The 19,498-nt window shown below is 65.7% G+C and carries 11 protein-coding genes; 6 read left to right on the top strand and 5 right to left on the bottom strand.

What is annotated here, in order from left to right:
- The first annotated feature begins 45 nt into the window (after positions 1-45).
- From FAY22_RS01100 to FAY22_RS01075, 6 genes are all read left to right on the top strand, one after another.
- On the top strand, positions 46-1,242 hold the full coding sequence (locus FAY22_RS01100) for an acyl-CoA dehydrogenase family protein (protein WP_146328525.1): 1,197 nt from the start codon (positions 46-48) through the stop codon (positions 1,240-1,242).
- Positions 1,243-1,251: 9 nt separating this feature from the next.
- The gene (locus FAY22_RS01095) at positions 1,252-2,397 is read left to right on the top strand and encodes an acyl-CoA dehydrogenase family protein (protein WP_146328524.1); all 1,146 of its coding nucleotides are present in this window, start codon (positions 1,252-1,254) and stop codon (positions 2,395-2,397) included.
- A gap of 125 nt (positions 2,398-2,522) precedes the next feature.
- Positions 2,523-3,209 (top strand): TetR/AcrR family transcriptional regulator, encoded by a 687-nt coding sequence (locus FAY22_RS01090; protein WP_146328523.1) that lies wholly within the window; start codon positions 2,523-2,525, stop codon positions 3,207-3,209.
- The gene (locus FAY22_RS01085) at positions 3,206-6,520 is read left to right on the top strand and encodes a carboxyl transferase domain-containing protein (protein ID WP_146328522.1); all 3,315 of its coding nucleotides are present in this window, start codon (positions 3,206-3,208) and stop codon (positions 6,518-6,520) included. Before FAY22_RS01090 ends, FAY22_RS01085 begins: the two co-directional genes overlap by 4 nt.
- A gap of 174 nt (positions 6,521-6,694) precedes the next feature.
- Entirely contained in the window at positions 6,695-9,811 is a 3,117-nt protein-coding gene (locus FAY22_RS01080; protein WP_168204725.1) for an EAL domain-containing protein, read from the top strand.
- Between the two features lie 6 nt (positions 9,812-9,817).
- Positions 9,818-10,378 carry a DNA-3-methyladenine glycosylase gene (locus FAY22_RS01075; RefSeq protein WP_146328520.1) on the top strand — a complete coding sequence of 187 codons (561 nt, stop codon included), beginning with the start codon at positions 9,818-9,820 and terminating at the stop codon, positions 10,376-10,378.
- Here FAY22_RS01075 and FAY22_RS01070 read toward each other — a convergent pair whose 3' ends face one another.
- From FAY22_RS01070 to FAY22_RS01050, 5 genes are all read right to left on the bottom strand, one after another.
- Positions 10,379-11,635, bottom strand: a complete 1,257-nt coding sequence (locus tag FAY22_RS01070) for an EAL and HDOD domain-containing protein (RefSeq protein ID WP_146328519.1) — start codon at positions 11,633-11,635, stop codon at positions 10,379-10,381.
- Positions 11,636-11,798: 163 nt separating this feature from the next.
- Positions 11,799-14,183, bottom strand: coding sequence for a cache domain-containing protein (locus FAY22_RS01065; RefSeq protein ID WP_168204724.1), 2,385 nt, complete (start codon positions 14,181-14,183; stop codon positions 11,799-11,801).
- Between the two features lie 203 nt (positions 14,184-14,386).
- A complete protein-coding gene (locus FAY22_RS01060) occupies positions 14,387-15,916 on the bottom strand; it encodes a hypothetical protein (protein ID WP_146328517.1) in 1,530 nt (509 codons plus the stop codon).
- Entirely contained in the window at positions 15,909-17,654 is a 1,746-nt protein-coding gene (locus FAY22_RS01055; protein WP_146328516.1) for an alpha/beta fold hydrolase, read from the bottom strand. The genes FAY22_RS01060 and FAY22_RS01055 overlap by 8 nt, the downstream gene beginning before the upstream one ends.
- A gap of 33 nt (positions 17,655-17,687) precedes the next feature.
- A complete protein-coding gene (locus FAY22_RS01050) occupies positions 17,688-19,442 on the bottom strand; it encodes a GMC oxidoreductase (protein WP_146328515.1) in 1,755 nt (584 codons plus the stop codon).
- Positions 19,443-19,498 lie beyond the last annotated feature (56 nt).

The following is a 19,498-nucleotide window of genomic DNA, read 5'->3' as shown; positions in this document are numbered from 1 at the left end:
GCGGATTTCGCTGAAGCCGCCACCAAGAACAAGCAAGAGGAATAAATGAACCTGAACTTCACCTCCGAAGACCTCGCCTTCCGCCAGGAAGTACGCGACTTCATCGCCACCTCGCTGCCTCCCGATATCCAGCACAAGGTCATCAACGGCCTGGTCCTGGACAGCACCGACTACACCCGCTGGCAGAAAGTCCTGCACGCCAGGGGCTGGGGCGGCGCCGCCTGGCCGATGGAATTCGGCGGTACCGGCTGGAGCGCCGTGCAGCAATACATTTTCGAAGAAGAATGCGCGGCAGCCGGCGCGCCGCGCATGATCCCGTTCGGCCTGAAGATGGTCGCCCCGGTCATCATGCGCTACGGCTCCCCCGCGCAGCAGGAACGCTTCCTGCCCAAGATCCTGGCTGCCGAGGAATGGTGGTGTCAGGGGTACTCCGAACCGGGCTCCGGCTCCGACCTCGCGTCGGTCAAAACCCGCGCAGTCAGAGACGGCGCTCATTACATCGTGAACGGCCAGAAAACCTGGACCACGCAAGGCCAGTACGCAGACTGGATCTTCTGCCTGGTGCGCACCGATCCGGAAGCCAAGGCCCAGCGCGGCATTTCCTTCCTCCTGATCGACATGAAAACGCCCGGCATCACGGTGCGTCCGATCATCACGATGGACGGCGCACATGAAGTCAATGAAGTCTGGTTCGAAGACGTGCGGGTGCCGATGGAAAACCTGGTCGGCGAGGAAAACGCCGGCTGGACCTATGCGAAATTCCTGCTCGGCCACGAGCGCACCAACATCGCCGGCATCGGCATCGCCAAGCGCGAACTGGCGAGGCTAAAACGCATCGCGTCGCTGGAAACGAAGAACGGCAAACCGCTGATCCGCGACCCGCTGTTCGCGTCGCGCATCGCACAAGTCGAGATCGACCTGACCGCGCTGGAAATCACCAACCTGCGCGTGCTGTCGGCCGAAGCCGAGCGCCGCGCGCCGGGGCCGGAAGCATCGATCCTGAAGATCAAGGGCACCGAAATTCAGCAGGCGATCACCGAACTGCTGGTGCAGGCCGCCGGCCCCTACGGTCTGCCGCTACGGCGAGAAGCGATGGCCGCCGGCTATCAAGGCGATGCCGTCGGTCCGTTCTACGCCACGCCGCTGGCCGCCAACTACCTGAACATGCGCAAGCTGTCGATCTACGGCGGCTCCAACGAAATTCAAAAGAACATCATCTCCCAGATGATCCTGGGCTTGTAGGAGAACGCCATGGACTTCACTTTCAGCGAAGAACAGCAGATGCTGCTCGACACCGCCCGCCGCTTCGTCGCCAAGGATTACGGTTTTGAAGCGCGGCGCCAGATCAAGGAAAAAGCGCCGGAAGGCTTTTCCCGCGAAGTCTGGCAAGGCCTGGCCGACCTCGGGCTGCTGGCTCTTAACGTGCCGGAAGCCGAGGGCGGTCTGGGCGGCAGCGCGGTTGAAACCATGCTGGCGATGAACGCCATCGGCGAAGGATTGCTGCTGGAGCCGTATCTCGCCAGCGCGGTGCTGGCGACGCGCACGATTGCCTCGCTCGGCAACGACGCGCAACGTGCCGCGCTGCTGCCGGCGCTGGCGGCCGGAGAAAAGATCGCGGCACTGGCGCACGACGAAGCATCTTCCCGCTATGAGCGCATGGCGATCGAGACGCGCGCCTGGCCGGTCGGCAGCGGCTACGTCATCACCGGCCACAAATCCGTGGTGGCGCACGGCTCGTCCGCCGACGTGCTGCTGGTCACGGCCCGCCTTGCCAAAGCGGGCGAATCCGGCCCGCTGGCGGTATTTGTCGTGCCGCGCGACGCAGCCGGCCTGCGCCAGGTCGCATACAAAACCGTCGATGGCGTGCCGGCGTGCGAGCTGTGGCTCAACCAGGTATTCGTGCCGGCAGCCGCGCTGCTCGGCAAAGGCAACGATGGCGGCGACGTGCAAGCGCAAGTGGAACAGGTGCTCGACTTCGGCCTGGCCGCGGTCTGCGCGGAAGCCGTCGGTGCGCTCGACAAGCTGCTCGCCGCCACCGTCGAATACGCGCGCAACCGCAAGCAGTTCGGCCAGCCGATCGGCAAGTTCCAGGCGCTTCAGCACCGCATGGCGGACATGGTGCTGCATATCGAGCAGGCGCGCTCGATGAGCTACCTCGCCGCGGTGCGCTGCGCCGACGACGATGCGGAACTGCGCGGTCGCTCGCTGTCGGCTGCGAAAGTCGTGATCGGCCAGGCCTGCCGCTTCGTCGGCCAGCAGGCGGTGCAGCTGCACGGCGGCATGGGCGTGACCGACGAGCTGGATGTGAGCCACTACTTCAAGCGCCTGATGGCCATCGAACTGCAGTTCGGCAGCACTGATCATCACCTTGAAATGTACGCAGCGCAGCTGGCGTAAAAAAATGCCCCTCTCCTGCGGGCGGGAGAGGGGCATGGGTCGCTGAAATATACCGACCGGTAGCATTTTCATACTATCTGGTATATTGTTCCGGAACGCTGCCTTCCACAGTTCCGGACACTTCCATGAAAAAAGCCGCCGCCCGGCACGCCCAGCACCGCCAGGAAATCGCCGACGATGTGCGCGACCAGAAACGGGAACGCATACTCGAAGCCGCCGAAGACCTGTTTTTCAGGCATGGCTACGCCGGCACCACCATCGCCGACATCGTCGACGAGCTGGGCGTGACCAAGCCCTATCTCTACTACTACTTCAACAACAAGAACGAAATCTTCGAGACGCTGTGCTGGCGTTCCTCGGTCGCCTGCCTGACCTCGATGCGTTTCGGCGCGGACGACGCGCGGCCGGCCGTGGAAAAACTGCGCGACGGCCTGCACCGTTTCGCCGCCGCCAACATCGCCTACTTCAAGGCCGGCACCTTCGCCTACCGGGAAGGTGCGGCGCTCGACCCGGCATTGATGAAATCGCTGCGCGCCATGGCGCGCCGCTTTTACCGCGAGCTGGGCGCCCTGCTCGAACAAGCCCGGAAAAGCGGCGACTGCGATTTCGACAATGCCAAGCTGACCGCCCTGGCGATCGGCGGCGTCGCCACCTCCCTGTACACCTGGTACAAGCCGGACGGTTCGATCGCGCCCGGGGACATGGTCGATCAGCTGACCCGGATCATGCTCAAGATCGCCGGCGCGCAGCCTGCCCCCGCCAAGACCGGACAGAAGCGCAAGGCCACAACTTCGAAGAAAGCGCAACCATGAACATCGCCAGACTGCTGATCGCCAATCGCGGTGAAATCGCCATTCGCATCGCGCGCGCTGCCGCCGAACTGGGCATCGCCACGATCGCCGTGTACTCGGAAGACGACGCCGCCTCCCTGCACCTGCGCAAGGCCGATGAAGCGCTCGCGCTCGCCGGCAAGGGCGCGGCCGCCTATCTCGACATCGAGCAGATCGTGGCGGCCGCGCTCCGCGCGGAATGCGACGCGATTCACCCCGGCTACGGCTTCCTGAGCGAAAACGCACATTTCGCGCGGCGCTGCGCGGAGGAAGGCATCCTGTTCGTCGGCCCGCAGCCGGAAGTGCTGGCCCTGTTCGGCGACAAGACGGCGGCGCGCGAACTGGCGCAGCGGCACCAGGTGCCGGTCGTGCCGGGAACCCAGGGGCCGACCTCGCTGGAGCAGGCGCGCGCCTTCCTCGCGTCGCAGGGAGAAGGCGGCGCGATGATGATCAAGGCGCTGGCCGGCGGCGGCGGACGCGGCATGCGCGCCGTCGCTCGCATGGACGAGGTCGATGCCGCGTACGCGCGCTGCCAGTCGGAAGCGCTGGCGGCCTTCGGCAGCGACGCCGTCTACGTCGAACAGCTGGTGCGCCGCGCGCGCCATATCGAGGTGCAGGTGCTGGGCGACGGCACCGGACAGGTCACGCACCTGGGCGAGCGCGAATGCACGCTGCAGCGGCGCAACCAGAAGCTGGTCGAGATCGCGCCCAGCCCCACGCTGCCGCACGGGCTGCGCGAGCGCATCGTCGCCGCCGCGGTGCAGCTGGCGCAGGCGGTGCATTACCGCGGGCTCGGCACCTTCGAATTCCTGGTGGACGCCGACGCCCACGGCGACGACGCGCCCTTCATGTTCATCGAAGCCAACCCGCGCCTGCAGGTGGAGCACACGGTGACCGAGGAAGTAACCGGCATCGACCTGGTCAAGGCGCAGCTGCAGGCCGCCGGCGGCGGCACACTGGCGCAGCTCGGCCTGATGCAGCACGAGATCCCGGCGCCGCGCGGCTTCGCGGTGCAATTGCGCGTCAACATGGAAACCATGGACAACAGCGGCAATGCGCTGCCGGCCGGCGGCACGCTCGCCGCGTTCGAGCCTCCCTCCGGCCCCGGCATCCGCGTCGACAGCTACGGTTACGCCGGCTACACCACCAATCCGAACTTCGATTCGCTGCTGGCCAAGGTGATCGCGTTCAGCCCGTCCCCGCATTATCCCGATGTGCTCACGCGCGCCTACCGGGCGCTGTGCGAATTCCGCATCGAGGGCGTCGCCACCAATGTCGGCTTCCTGCAGAACCTGATCCGGCAGCCGAACGTGGTCGCCAACCGCGTGCATACCCGCTTCGTGGAGCAACATATCGACGCGCTGCTGGAGGCGGAAGGCGGCGAGCACCGCAAGCTGTACTTCGAGCAAGCCGGCGATGAGGCTGACCTTGCGACGCCGCCCCGGCGCATGGCGCAGGCGCCCGCCGGAACGGTTGCCGTCGGCGTGCCGATGCAGGGTTCGGTGGTGTCGCTCGACGTGCGGGAAGGCGACGCGGTGCACGCCGGACAGCAGGTGGCTGTGATCGAGGCGATGAAGATGGAGCACGTGGTGAAGGCGGAAGCCGCCGGCTACGTGCGTCTGATCGCCGCGAAACAGGGCGATGTGCTGGCGCACGGCGACGCACTGCTGTTCATCGAACCGGCCGACGTCGACCAGGCGCAGGCGCTGGATACAGAGGCCATCGACATCGACCGCATCCGCGCCGACCTGGCCGAGGTACGCGCGCGGCACGAGATCGGCCTGGATGCGGCGCGCCCGGACGCGGTGGCGCGCCGGCGCAAGACCGGCCAGCGCACCGCGCGCGAAAACATCGACGACTTGTGCGACGCCGGCAGCTTCATCGAATACGGCGCGCTGGCGGTTGCCGCGCAGCGCCGCCGCCGCCCGCTCGACGAGCTGATCAAAATCAGCCCCGCCGACGGGCTGGTGGCCGGCGTGGGCAGCGTCAATGGCGAATTGTTCGACGACGAGCGCGCGCGTTGCATGGTGCTGTCCTACGACTACACAGTCTTCGCCGGCACCCAGGGCATGATGAACCACAAGAAGACCGACCGCATATTCCAGCTGGCCGAGCAATGGCGACTGCCGGTGGTGATCTTCGCCGAAGGCGGCGGCGGCCGGCCCGGCGACACCGACGCGCTGCTGGTGGCCGGGCTGGACGTGATGTCCTTCATTAACTTCGCCAAGCTCAGCGCCCTGGTACCGCGCGTGGGCATCGTGTCCGGCCGCTGCTTCGCCGGCAACGCGGCCTTTCTCGGCTGCTGCGATGTCATCATCGCGACCGAGAACGCCACCATCGGCATGGGCGGGCCGGCCATGATCGAAGGTGGGGGCCTGGGCGTGTTCGAGCCGGAACAAGTCGGCCCGGTATCGATGCAGGCGCCCAACGGCGTCATCGACGTGGTGGTGCGCGACGAAGAGGAAGCGGTGCGCGCGGCGCAGCAATACCTGTCGTATTTCCAGGGCACCGTCACGACGTGGGAATGCGCCGACCAGCGCGAGCTGCGCCACCTGGTCCCGGAAAACCGGCTGCGCTCCTACGACATCCGGCGCGTGATCGACGCGCTGGCGGACAGGGATTCGGTGCTGGAATTGCGCCGCAGCTTCGGCGCCGGCATCGTCACCGCCCTGGTCCGCATCGAGGGCCGCCCGTTCGGCCTGATCGCCAACAATCCGATGCACCTGGGCGGTGCAATCGACGCCGACGCGGCCGACAAGGCGGCGCGCTTTATGCAGCTGTGCGACGCCTTCGACCTGCCGATCCTGTCGCTGTGCGACACGCCCGGCTTCATGGTGGGGCCGGACGCGGAAAGGACGGCCATGGTGCGCCATGTCTCGCGCATGTTCGTCACCGCAGGCAGCATCAGCGTACCGTTCTTCACAGTCGTGCTACGCAAGGGTTACGGCCTGGGTGCGCAGGCGATGGCTGGCGGCAGCTTCCATGCGCCTTTCTTCACCGTCGCGTGGCCGAGCGGCGAATTCGGCGCCATGGGACTGGAAGGCGCGGTACGGCTCGGCTATCGCAAGGAACTGGAAGCGATCGCCGACCCCGACGAGCGCCGGGCGACCTTCGAAAAGATGGTTGCCGCATCCTACGAGCAAGGCAAGGCGATCAACATGGCGTCGTTCCTGGAAATCGACGACGTGATCGATCCGCTCGACACGCGCCGCTGGGTGTTGCGCGGCTTGCGCTCGGCGCCGCCAGCGGCGCCGCGTTCCGGCAAGAAGAGACCGTTCATCGATACCTGGTAAGTTCCGCGGTGACGCCGCCGCGCACGGGAAGCATATGAGGTGTCGCAATGCATGAGGTGGCGCAATAAATCATGTCACACCGGCATCTCCGCAGAACGGATGCGCCACCCGGCAGTCATACATTGGGCGGCGCCTGCACTGCATCGCGCCAAGTGTAGTGCACCTTGTTCGCACATGTTTACCTCATTTCCCAAAAACGGTGGCACGACCGCGCGGCATGCTTGGCTGGCAACACTTTTCCTCACGCTGCTGGTTCTTCTTTCCATAGCCGTCAGTTACCTGGTCTATCGTCACCTGGTGCGAAACGAGGAAAGGCAATTCGAAGCCACTCTGGACAACACTGCCGATATCCGCACCGCCGCCGTGTCCGCCTGGGTGCAGGAAAGACTGGGCGATACCATGGTGTTCGCCGGCGGCCGTTTCCTGGGCGCGGCCCTCAGCAACTGGCGCGCGCATGGCGCGCCGGACGATGCGTTCAAGCGCCAATTGCGCGAGCAGCTCGACGCTATCAAGATCACCTATGGCTACACCGAAGCATCGATACTCGACAGGGACGGCGGCATGCTGGTGTCGACCGAAGACGGCCCCACGCCGCTCGATGCGACTGCGCAGCAGGCGATGACGCGCGCTCTTGCCAGCATGCATACTGAAATTTCCTCGATCCACACGCCGCCCTCCGCCCCGGATGCCGGTCGGGTGGTCGATATTTTCAGCCCGATACTCCCGGCACGTAACAATGGCGAGGCGATATCCTCGGTTCTCTTCCTGCGAGCCAACGCCGACCTGCCGCTCGACCCCTTCGTGCATCCGATGCCGCTCCTTAACACCTCTGCCGAGATATTCCTGGTTGAAATACGGGACTCGCGCGCCGTCATCGCCTCCAGCAACAGCGAGCACGGACCATTACGCTTCGAAAATCCGTTGCCGATCACGGCGCAACAGCTGGAAGCCTCGGCGCGCGCGCCGGCCACGCATTTCCTGATGCATGGAAACCAGGGAGACGTCTGGGTATCGGCCGCCCGCAAAATCCATGGCACGCCGTGGTTTCTGATCGCCGCGCTGGACCATGACGAAATCAGCACGAACCTGCGCATCCTGGCCTGGAGCGTCGGCGGCATTGCCGCGGCATTCGCCGTCCTCCTGGGCCTGGCCGGCCTGTCGTGGCTGCGGAAAAAGCAGAGCGACATGCGCCTGGACGCACTGCAGGCGGCTACCGAAAGGCAGCGCCTGCAGCGGCAGTACGACTACCTGTCCAGGTATGCCAACGACATGATCATGCTGACCGATGCCGACGGCCATATCCTGGAAGCCAACGACAAGACCTCGCAGCTGCTCGGTATCGAGCGCGATGCCTTGCTGCGCCTGCGCATCGAGGACTTATTCCCGCCATCCTGCCGCGCGATGTTGCGCGCCACCCTCGGCAAACTGCGCGACGAGGGCACGGCGGTGTTCGAACTGCAGCAGCAGCGCGCCGATGGCAGCGCCCTGCCGGTCGAAGTGAGCGCGCGCGCGCTTGCCCTGTCGGGACAAACGCTGATCCAGATGATTTCGCGCGACATCAGCGAACGCAAGCAGGCGCGGGCAGCGCTGCAGGAAAGCCGCGACCAGTTGAACGGCATCCTGGCCTCGATCCAGGACGTAGTCTGGTCATTTTCGCCCGGCATGGAACGGCTGAACTACATGAACCATTCGGCCGAAAACATCTACGGCTATGCGCCATCGGACTTCGAGCGCGATCCGCGCCTGTGGCTCGAAGTGATCCATCCGCAAGACCGCCCGCGCATCGATGAAGCGTTGCGGGGCCTGGATCGTGCGCATCCTTCCTGGGACATGGAGTTCCGCATTGCCCGGCGCGATGGTGCGTTGCGCTGGGTGCATTGCCGCAGCAGGCTGGTCTGCGACGCGGCGGGGCAGCCGCTGCGCCTCGACGGCGTGTGCACCGACATCACGCAGCGCAAGAGCGCCGAGCAGCAGGTGCAGGCGCTCGCATACTACGATAACGTCACCTCCCTGCCCAACCGTACGCTGTTTGGCGACCGCCTGGCGCAAGCCACGCACATGGCACTGCGCAGCAGCAAGAAGGTTGCGGTGCTGTTCATGGACCTCGACAACTTCAAGCATGTCAATGACTCGCTCGGCCACCAGGCCGGCGACCAGCTGCTGCGCGCCATCGGCGCACGCCTGCTGCAATGCGTACGCGGAGAAGACACGGTGGCGCGCCTGGGTGGTGACGAATTCGTGGTGGTGCTGCCCGATATCGACCGCGGCGAGCAGGCAGCGGCAGTGGCGGACAAAATCCTGCACATCATGGCCCAGCCATTCATGCTGCAGGGGCAGCAGGTCCATGCCACCATCAGCATCGGTATCAGCGTGTTTCCCGACGATAGCCGCGATCCGTCCGAGCTGCTCAAGCATGCCGACGCAGCGCTGTACCAGGCCAAGAGCGAGGGCCGCAACAACTGCCAGTTTTTCACGCAGGAGCTGAACCGCCAGATCATCCGCAGCGTCCGCGTGGAACGCCAGCTGCGGCATGCGATCGACGCCGGCGACCTGCAGCTGCTGTATCAGCCGCAGGTCGACAGCAGGTCCGGCAAGGTGATCGGTGCGGAGGCGTTGCTGCGCTGGCGCCATCAGGACAGGGATGTCATGTCGCCGGCGGAATTCATCCCGGTGGCGGAGGAGCGCGCCCTGATCGGCATCATCGGGGAATGGGCGCTGCGCGAAGCCTGCCTGCAAAGCCGCCGCTGGCAGCAGGATGGCCTGCGCCCGCTGCCGCTGTCGGTCAACGTATCGCCGCTGCAATTCCAGCAAAAGGGCTTTGCCGCTTTCATCACCCGTCTGCTGGAGGAAACCCGCATCGATCCCACCTGCCTGGAGCTGGAAATCACCGAGACCGCGATCATGCGCCGTGCCCCGCAGGTGGCGGAACTGGCCAGGAACCTGCGCAGTGCGGGCGTGAAAATCAATATCGACGATTTCGGCACCGGTTATTCCAGCCTGAGCTATTTGAAGCAGATACCGATCGACAAGATCAAGATCGACCGTTCCTTCATCACGCACATGCTGGACAACCCGGACGACGAAGCCATCACCTGCGCCATCATCAGCCTGGCGCGCAGCCTGAAACTGGGCGTCATCGCGGAAGGCGTCGAATCGCGCGAACAGCTGGAGCGCCTGCGCGAATTCGGCTGCCATGAAGTGCAGGGCTACTACTACAGCTCGGCGGTGTCGGCCGAAACCTTGCGCGCGTTCCTGGCGAGCGACAAGATCTTTGCGGAACCTGTAACATAAAGGAGCATGAAGAAAAGCACGAAGCTGCCCTCCTCGTTTTACGAACGCGATACCGTCGAGGTCGCGCGCGAACTGCTGGGCAAGCACCTGGTGCATGTATGCGACGGCGTAGCGCGCATCGGAAGAATCGTCGAAGTGGAGGCCTACGTCGGGGCGCACGACCTGGCGTCACATTCGTCCAGGGGAATCACGCCGCGCACCAGCGTGATGTACGGTCCGCCCGGCCGTGCCTATGTCTACCTGATTTACGGCATCTACCATTGCATGAACGTGGTAACCGAGCCGCAAGGCCACGGCGCCGCAGTCCTGCTGCGCGCACTGGAACCGCTTGCCCACCTCGAAGGCAATACCAAGGGACCGGGCCTGCTGTGCGGCGCGATGGACATCGACCGCCGCCTGAACGGCCACGATTTGACCAGCGAGGATTTTTATATCGAGGACCCGGGGCCGGGAGAACCCCTGTCCATCGTCGAACGCCCGCGCATCGGCGTGGCCTACGCGCGGGAATGGGCGGAGAAAAATCTGCGCTTTTATATCGCAGGCAACCGCTTCATCTCCCGGAAATAGCTAGCGCGCGTGATGAACCAGGTTGCGCGACGCCTGGTCGCTCCATTCGAACGCCGCAAGCTGCAGCAGGTACAGGTCGTTATGCGACAGCCGCAGGGCCGCCATCCGCTGGCGCAGCTGTTCGCCCTCGCGCTCGATCCGCTCTGTGTGTTCCGCCAGCGTCAGCAGCATGCCGAAATAACCCTGGCGCGACAATAGCGCCTCGCGCACCTCGTCAACCACCGGGATGCGCTGCAGGATGTCGTGCATCGGCAGGTCGAACACGGTATCCATGAGCGACATGATGCCGACCATGAAAGCAGTGTCGCCGATGCCGCGGTTTCCCGGCACCAGCTTGTGCGCCAGCAGTTCCAGCAGGCGGCCACGCGTGGTGGCCTGCATCAGCAGGGGCATCATGCGTCGTGCATCGATGCCGGAGTCTTCATGCTGCATGATCTGCAGCCAGCGCCGCAGCTGGTCGCGCCCGACCACCGCCAGCGCCTGGCGCAGCGAGTCGATGCGGTGCGAGCTGGTGGCCGGCGTGTTGGCCAGCCGCAGCAAGTTCAGCCCGAGCGCGACGTTGGTCTTGATGCTGCGTTCGATGTCGGCGTCGGGCGCATCGGCGTCGATCATCGCGATCAGTTCGGCAATCGCCTGTTGCGCGGGATTGAGCTTCTGGCCGCTTTGGTCCTGGCGCTCGATGAAGTGATAGCCTGCGAAGTAATCGAAGCCGAGCGCGTGGCATGCCTCGAACTGCGCAAGCGTGTCGACGCCTTGCGCCAGCAGCCGCTTGCCGTGCGACCTGAAGTCCCGGCACAGGATCGTCAGCTGTTCGGGCGCGGCCGCCGCGATATCGATCCTGACCGTGGCGACCAGCGGCAGCAACTGGCGTGCCGCCTCCGAATCGCCGGCGACATCGAGCGCAAACGCAAAGCCTGCCTGCGCCAGCTCCCCGATGCGGGACAGCAGATGCGGCGTGACCCGCATCGAATCCGCCAATGCCAGCACCACGCGCTCCGGAGGGATGGCCTGCATCAGGTCGCTCGCCAGTACGGCCGCATCCACCTTCAGGTAGGCGGGCATGTCACCCAGGATGCGCGTCACGCCGTGCCGCATCACGTCGGCGATGACGGCGCTCGTGTCCGCTCCCGCGCCAGCCGGGCAGAAGAGCAGCTCATGCGCGGCCAGGTGCCTGCTGCGGTCGAGGATGGGATTGCGCGCCATGAAGAAGTCGGAGCTCAGCACATGTGCGCTGCTGAATGTGACGATGGTGCTCATGCTGCCCTCCTCTGCGTGCCCATGCGGTGTGGGCGCGACGTACGCACGCCACTCCCTTCGCCTTGTTTACGGCATTAATGGCGGCAGTCTTGAGGGTTGCAAATATTGTTCGATTACTAACGATCAGGGCGATGGGGCGGCGGCGCGTGAAAGTGCGGGCGGCTTATCGTCCGAACCCGAAATCGAGCCGCGTCATCACCTTGTCCAGCAAGCCGAGCGCCGTTTCAAAGTCGCTCCGGCCGATGGCCTGCTCCAGATGTTCCACCCGGCGGCCGAGCGCCGATGCCAGCTCGTCGCGGTGCTCGGCAAAACAGTCCAGGGCAAAGCGGTCGCCGCTCGACAGATAGCCGACCAGCTGCTGAAAGGTTTCTTTCGAAATCCGTCCTGCGGCGCGGCTGTCCGCCGGCGCCAGGCATGAAACGGCCGCGTGCGCAAACTCCTGCGTTGCGCCCGGCCGGCCGGACGCATCGTCATAGGCCGGCAGCGCCGGCGGCTGAGCACCTGTCGTATCGAGCCCGAACCTGGCGGTGAAACAGAATGTGCTGCCGACGCCCAGCCTGCTTTCGACCGCGATGGCCCCGCCCATCATGTCGACCAGGCGCTTGCAAATGATGAGCCCGAGCCCGATGCCGCCATGCGCCTGCCCATGTCCCTCGCGCAGCGGAATCTCGAACAGGCGCTCGCGCTGCCCGGTCGGGATGCCGATACCCGTGTCGCGCACCACGAAGCGCAGCGTGACATGGTTGTCGGTGCTGTAGACGCGCTCGACGCGCACCGCCACTTCGCCGCGTTCAGTGAACCTGACGGCATTGTCGGCAAGGTTGACAAGGATCTGCTCCAGGCGCAGGGGATCGCCGCACAGCGCGCGCGGTATGTTCTGCGGCACGCTGAACGTCAGCGCCAGCCCCTTGCCGGCGGCCGCAGGGCCGGTTGCGGCTGCGACCTTGTCGATGACGTGATCGAGCCGGAACCGGTCGAATGCGAGCACGAGCTTGCCGGCATCGATCCTGGCGAAGTCCAGGATGTTGGAGAGGACGCCGGCCAGGCCGGTGGCGGCCTGATGGATGTTGCTGATGCGGTCGACCTGCGGCGCGGCCAGATCATCCTTGAGAGCACGCTGGCTCAGGCCGATGATGGCGTCGAGCGGCGCACGGATTTCCTGGCTGATGTTGCACAGGAAGGCAGATCTGGCGCGTGCCAGATTTTCCGCGTCGTCCCTGCCCCTCTGCATTTCCTCTTCCCGTCTGCGCGCCGACGTTTCGTCCAGCCAGCAGCCGTTCCACACCCAGTCTCCGTCGACCAGGCGCGGCGCGGCCGCACATGCGCGAATCCAGCGCGTAGCGCCGCCGATCTGGACGCGCTGATACGCTTCGGCCGGCTGGCGCGCTGCCCGCGCGCTTTGCAAGACCGGCTCGATCACGGCCCGGTCCTCGGGAAGCGTGGTACGCCAGCGCGCCTGCTGGTCCGCCACAATTTCCGCCGCATCCACGCCGAGCACTTCGCGCGCGCTCTTGCCGACGAAGCTGAAGCCGGAGCTGCCGTCGGCCGTCTCGCGGAACTGGTACACCGCCAGCGGCAGGGCGTCGATCATGTCCAGCAGGCGCTTGTGTGCCTGCTCCGCCGTCTGCCTTTCCTCCTGCGCGGCTTGCGCGTGTGTGGCCGCCCGGCGCACCGCCTGCTCCTGCTCTTCCTGCAAGACAGAAACTTGCCTTGCCGCGCGACGGATCATCGCGATTCCGGCCGCCGCCATCGCCAGCAGCCCGATCAGCATCAGCGCGGCGCTGCGTGCAGCCAGCACCGGCAATGGCACCAGCGCGGCGCCGGACGGAATCGCGATCGCCACCTTCCAGCCCAGCGGCGCGACCATCGCCTGTGCATCGGCGTCCATGGCCGGCAACGCCAAGCCGGTTTTCTGCAGCTTCAATTCGGGGTCGGCCAGCGCAATGACTTGTCCATGCGCATCAGCCACATAAACCGGGCCATCGGAGGCAATCCGGCCAAGGCCGTCCAGCAGGAAGCGGATATCGATTTCGGCCACAATGATGCTCGTGCCCTCAGGGGCGGTAGCCATGGCGATCGTGATGCGCGGCTCGTTGTCGGCGCCTAGATAAACCGGGCTGAAGTACGGCTGGCCCACGCGCGCCTGCTGAAAGGCGGCACTGCGCGAATAATCGGTCTTGCTGCCGGCCGTCTCCGAGCCGGCGCGCGGCATGCGCAGCAGCTCGCGGCCTTCGCGGTCGAGCAACAGAACGTCGGAAATTGCCGGCAACTGGCGCAACAGGCCGATGTCATGCGTACGAGAGGCGACGTCATTCGCCGTCGCCGGCGACGGCGCGCTGGCGCCGATCTGGCTCACGATCCCGGACAGCCGTTGTGCAATCCCGTCCGCGGCCGCCTCTGCGCGCATGCGCTGCAACTCAAGGAAGGCGTCGCGGCTGTCCTGCCACGAAAAATAGAGACTGATCGTTCCGCTGGCCAGCAACAGGAATCCGGCCAGGACGACAAAGTTGATCAGATGCTTGCGAAATAGCGTGCTGCGCGGCTTCATACGTAGTCGTGTTGGTACGGGAGTCGTTTTCCGGTCCGGGATATCCTGACCGGCATCGCAAGCAAGGGTGCCGGATGCGGCGGCAGTGCCCATGCTGCTGGTGGCGCAAGCGGAAATGACAGATTGCCGGCCTATGCGACTATGTTGCAAAATTTTCTAGTGAGCAATCCCATATTCATGGCATTTGCGGGTCCGCGATGCGATCACCAGCTGTCCAAGCGATCGCCCCAACTGGTCATGTCGCTCGCGTAAAAGCGATAGGAATCGTCCGGACCGTGCGGCGCCAGACGCGCCAGGTCGACAATGAACAAGGCACGGCCGATACCGCGGCGCCGGTAGCCGCGATTGCGCTTGGGCAGGATCGTATCGCGCCAAGCGCCCAGGTTGACGTAGGTGTAGTTGTTGCGCCCTTGGCGCGGCTGAGAAAATTGCGCATCGGCTTGCAGCGCCACATGAGTATGTCCCTCCACATGCAGGCGCAAGCCGAGCGCGCGATAGGCGGGCTGGAAAGCCGGCAGCGCCAGCAGGGTCCGGGTGGCGATGCGCGCTTCCGGCTCCTGCGCCCATGCCATTAGGCGCATGAGCAGCATGTCCAGCCAGTACCAGCGCAGGCGCGACAGGCTGCTCAATCCGATCAGCCCGATTTTCGTGCCGCCCCAGGCGCTGTCCCAGGTGGCGGCATGGGCCAGCCAGGCGCGCAGGCTGGCGCGAAAGCAGCGCAGTACCGTTTCATGCAAGCCGCGCGCCTCGGGCAGCCGGCGCGCCAGGCGGCGCGACTCGCGCAGCAGGCGCACCACGGCCGCCACCGACGGACGGTACAGGTCCATTTCGTCGAGCAGGTTGCACAGACGCTTGGCTCCCGGCATCGTCACGTCGATCTTGGCTCTGGCGCTCCAGATGAAGTGCGACAGCATGCCGGCGGCCACCGTATCGCCGAAGCACGGCTCGCTGAATGCCCGGTAGCGCTCGGCGCGCCACTGCTGCGGCAGCCAGCCACAGCGCGTGTTCCAGTGCGATGTCGCGCGCGCATTATCCTTGTCGCGCCACTGCCCGTGCGTGGCCAAAAGCCGCAGGCCGCTGTCGGCGAAGTAGAACGGCAGGCAGGGATACGGGTCGTCGCGGACCGTGCCGAGCTGGGCGGCTAGCCAGGCGCGGTAGCTATCGGAAATGTCGAACGCGCAGAGGCCAAGGCATTCTTCATAGAACACCTGGCGCGCGGCTGCGGACACCTGCAGTTCCTTGTCATGGTTGCCGACGATGGGAATGATCGTGGTTGCCACGCCCAGATCGCGCAAGCGCGCTACGCTTTTCCGCATCCAGTAGAAAAATCCGGAATACGGCTGCGCGCTGTCGCTCGGTCTTTCCCGCGCATGGATCGCGACGATGTCGCGCATGATTTCCAGCAGTACCTGCTCGAAGCGCGGATCGTCGCGCTGCCACGGATAGACGCCGGCTTGCGCCCATTTGCTGCTGCGCACCAGGTCGACGATGTCGCCGTTGAGGATGAGGATCAGCTCCTCGACCTGCCCTGCCGCCGGCGTGGCGGCCATGTCGCCCGGGTTGCACACGGCAAACGACATCTGCTCGAAAAACAGCTGCCAGTCTGTCTCCGACGCAGTCTGATTGCCGACCGTGCAATCGGTGCAATGGATGTCGGAGATCAGCACGCACAGCCGGTTGCGCCGTGCGCTGCCGGCCGGCCACAGCACCAGGCCCGGCGCGGCGTCAGTCATGCGCATGCTGCCGCAGGAACGCCAGCAGGCGCGGGAAGATATCGGCTGCGACATCCTTGCCCATGAAGATATCCTGGTGGCCATAACCGGGAAACACATGCAGCTGGTGCCGCCCAGGCACGATCTTTTCCAGCCGCTCATAACACTGGATGATGGAATCGGCGAACACGCGGTTGTCCTGCCCCTGGACCAGCAGCAGCGGCGTATGGATGTCGGCGACATGGTCCATATAGTTGTCCGGCAGTGCCGCGTAGCGCGGATTGCCCGGCTCGAACTTCACCGCGGTGTTGCCACTCCTGACCATCTTGTTGACATGCCGGTAGTAGTGCACCGAAATGCCGCCGAACAGGTCGCCCAGCCGGTCGTGGGTTTGCTGCGCCATGTTCTCGTGGTTGAACAGCGCCGGATCGCCGCTGCCCCACATGAAACTGAGCATGTGGCATTCGGGCGACGTGCATTCCCGGTGCATCAGGTCGGCGCCGGTTGCCAGCAGCTTGCCGACCGACCAGCCGCGCTGGCGGCGCCAGCGCGGATTGTAGTATTCGATGCCGAGCAGGTAATCGGAGGCCCACGGCCCCACCGCCAGCTTCACCTTCGACCATGCCGGCACATGAGGAGTAAGCGCCACGCTGTTGAGAATGACGCTGCGGATGCCCTGCACGGCCTTGCCGAACAGGCTCATCGCCATCGTCAGCGCGCCCACGCAATGCGCGATCACATGGATGCGGCGGTTCGGGCCGATATGGCGGCGCAGCTCGGCGATGGCGGCCGGATGGTCGAAGAGCGCGAGGTCGTCCAGGTTGTAGCGGCTGCGCGACAGATTGTAGGGAAAGCGGTTGCTGCCGCGGTGGTCGAGCGTCCAGACGTCGCCGAAACCTTCGTCGAGCAGGGTCTGCACCAGGTTCCGGTGCTCGGGCATGATGAACATGTCCGACGAAGTGGTCAGCCCGTGCACGATGAGGACCACGTCATCGCAGGCGGCGCGCCGGTAGCGCGTGAGCGTCAGCCCCAGCCCGTCGGCGGTGGAAAACGGATGCACGGTGACGGCCGCGCCGCCGACGCCTTCACTGGTAAAGCGCGCGAAATGCTGAACCGGCTGATGGACCGGCGGCGGCAGCGAGGGGCCGTACACCTCCCACAGTTTTCCGGCAAAGAAGGCGCCGAACGCGGCCAGCCCTTCCAGGCTGGCGCTGCCGCCGGCGTCGGTGGCGTGCAGCCCGCGCAGCACGCGCATGAAATCCGACAGGCCGAGACTGAGGATGCCGCAGGCCCAGTGCTGTGCCCGGGCCGGCCGCTCGGGATCGGCATGGCCGCGAAACACGTTGACGAACAGGGTGGTGGTGTCGCGCCACAGGTCGAGCGGCGCGTCGTGCTGCACCTGCTTTTCGCCGACGAAGGTGAATGGCTCTCCCTGCGGGGTTTCGCAATATGCCTGGTAATACATCACCTTGCGGTTCAGGTCGGCGCTGTCCGTCAGCAGGCGGAACGTGCCCGACCGCACCGGGCAGCGCCCGCCCAGCAGCGGGCAGTCGACGTAGCCGGACAGGCTGCCGGCATGCTCGGGCTGCGCAAGGAACGACGCGAGGTCGTCGATGCCGACGGTAACGTGCAGCGACAAGCCGTGGCCGGCCTCCTCGCCGTCTGCGTAGCCGTGCGCGAACGTCGTGGCTTCGGCGCTGACATAGCCCTTCATGACTTCGGAGAACGTGATTTTCACGCCGTGCAGGTTATTTGACATCGTGCTGGCTTCGCTTGAAGGTTGATTGGAGGTTCACAGCCCCGCATCCGGCGCGTTTCCCGTGATTTCATGCGCGATCCATTCCGCCAGCGCGGCGATGGTCGCCGCCGGGTTGGCGCCGAGCGCGGTCGGCATCAGCGAGCCGTCCGCCACGTACAGCCCCTGGTAGCCGAACACCTGGCCGCGGCTGCCATCGTGCGCGCTCACCACGCCTCTTTGCGGCGAGTCCGCCAGCGCGCAGCCGCCGAGCGGGTGGACCGTGACGTTGCGCTTGAGCGGCCATAGCCAGGTCGGCATCGGCAGGTAGCGCCGGCCGCCGATGAAGTGCGTGAAGCGCTCGCCCAGGCGCACGATGGCGTCGTACAGCGGGCGGTTGCCGTGCTGCGGCCAGTCGATGTCGAGATGGCCGTGCCGGTTCAGGCGCAGCGCGCCGTCGGCCTTGTCGAGTCCCATGCACAACAGCACGGCGCTGTACTGCGACAGGTCGTGTGAAAACAGCTTGTGCATCAGGTAGCCGGCGCTGCCGCTGGTGCGCCCAGGATAAGCGCGGTCGAAGGCATACCGGATCAGCTGCCACAGCTTTTCCAGCGGATGCATGACCGGCCCCAGGGCCGCCGCCGCCCAGCCGGCCTGGGTCGGATAGCTGGCATCCTGCAGCAGGAAGGCCTGGCTGCGGTCGAGCCGGTCGAACAGCCTGTGGTCGGCGTACTGGGTAATCACCGGGCCGTAGGTGGAATCGATCTCGCGCTTGCCGTCCAGCGCAAAGGCCAGGAAATCGCCGTTGCCGGAAAAGCGCTGGCCCAGGCAGGACGAAACGCGCGGCAGCGTGGCATGCAGGTCGCGACAGCGCAACAGCAGCTCGGTGCTGCCCAGGGTGCCGGCCGCCAGCACCACGCGCCGTGTGGTGACGCGATGCTCTGCGCCGCTGCGCACGTCGCGAAAAACCACCCGGTAACCGTGGCGGCCGTCGCCGTCCGGGTCGTCCTGCGCCTGCGCGTCGAGCGGCGTAATGCGCACCGCTTCCGACCGGGTGCGCACGGCGAGCCGGTAGCGCGCCTGGGCCACGTGCAGGTAATTGCGGTCGAGCGAATTCTTCGCCTGCACGTTGCAGCCGATGTCGCATTCGCCGCAATAGGTGCACGAAGTCTGCAGCGCGCCGTAGCGGTTCGTTTCCTGCACGCCGAGCGGCGTGGGCGGACCGCTGCCGTCGCCGTAGCCGTTGCCGAAGAAGACGCAGATGTCGGCCAGCGCCGTCGGCAGCCGTTCGGCGCGCGCAAAGGCCTGGAAATGCCCGGTGCGCCGGATGTGGCGCCGGTCGTGCGGGCCCTGTGCCGGCGGCACCGGACGCGCGCCGAGCACTTGCTGCGCCACGTCGTAATAAGGCGCGAGCGTGTCACGGCTGACGTTGCACGGCCAGTTTTGCTCGAACACGGCGGCCGGCGGGCGCAGGAAGACATTGGCGTAAATCTGCGAGCCGCCGCCCAGCACGGCGGCGGTGACGGTATCGATCCGGGCGAAATGGCGGATGTCGAACATGCCGTCCAGGTGGCCGCGTCGTTCCTTGTGCCGGCGCACGGCGCGCGGGCGCCGCGCCTGGTCGCCTTGCGGGCACCAGACGTTGTCGGCCATGTCGTGCGGGCTGCGCGGATAAGCGCCCAGCGGGAACGCCTTGCCGCGTTCGAGCAGCAGCACCCTGCCCGGCCATTTCTTCGACAGGCGCGCGCACATCACCGCACCGCCGAAGCCGCTGCCGATGACGACTGCCTCGTACTCCAGGCTGGTACCCATTTTCCCCTCCCCTACCCGGTGGTACGCGTACCGCCGGAACTCGTGGTACTGACTTA

It is taken from the genome of Noviherbaspirillum sp. UKPF54 (assembly GCF_007874125.1).
Taxonomy (GTDB): Bacteria; Pseudomonadota; Gammaproteobacteria; order Burkholderiales; family Burkholderiaceae_D; genus Noviherbaspirillum.
The sequence above is the reverse complement of the archived record's forward strand: the minus strand, read 5'-3'. Positions and strand labels throughout refer to the sequence as shown.

Coding starts and splice junctions, on each gene's coding strand:
- FAY22_RS01055 (WP_146328516.1), bottom strand. CDS start 17,654: ATGTCAAATAACCTGCACGGCGTGAAAATCACGTTCTCCGAAGTCATG.
- FAY22_RS01050 (WP_146328515.1), bottom strand. CDS start 19,442: ATGGGTACCAGCCTGGAGTACGAGGCAGTCGTCATCGGCAGCGGCTTC.
- FAY22_RS01080 (WP_168204725.1), top strand. CDS start 6,695: ATGTTTACCTCATTTCCCAAAAACGGTGGCACGACCGCGCGGCATGCT.
- FAY22_RS01070 (WP_146328519.1), bottom strand. CDS start 11,635: ATGAGCACCATCGTCACATTCAGCAGCGCACATGTGCTGAGCTCCGAC.
- FAY22_RS01060 (WP_146328517.1), bottom strand. CDS start 15,916: ATGACTGACGCCGCGCCGGGCCTGGTGCTGTGGCCGGCCGGCAGCGCA.
- FAY22_RS01100 (WP_146328525.1), top strand. CDS start 46: ATGAACCTGAACTTCACCTCCGAAGACCTCGCCTTCCGCCAGGAAGTA.
- FAY22_RS01075 (WP_146328520.1), top strand. CDS start 9,818: ATGAAGAAAAGCACGAAGCTGCCCTCCTCGTTTTACGAACGCGATACC.
- FAY22_RS01085 (WP_146328522.1), top strand. CDS start 3,206: ATGAACATCGCCAGACTGCTGATCGCCAATCGCGGTGAAATCGCCATT.
- FAY22_RS01095 (WP_146328524.1), top strand. CDS start 1,252: ATGGACTTCACTTTCAGCGAAGAACAGCAGATGCTGCTCGACACCGCC.
- FAY22_RS01065 (WP_168204724.1), bottom strand. CDS start 14,183: ATGAAGCCGCGCAGCACGCTATTTCGCAAGCATCTGATCAACTTTGTC.
- FAY22_RS01090 (WP_146328523.1), top strand. CDS start 2,523: ATGAAAAAAGCCGCCGCCCGGCACGCCCAGCACCGCCAGGAAATCGCC.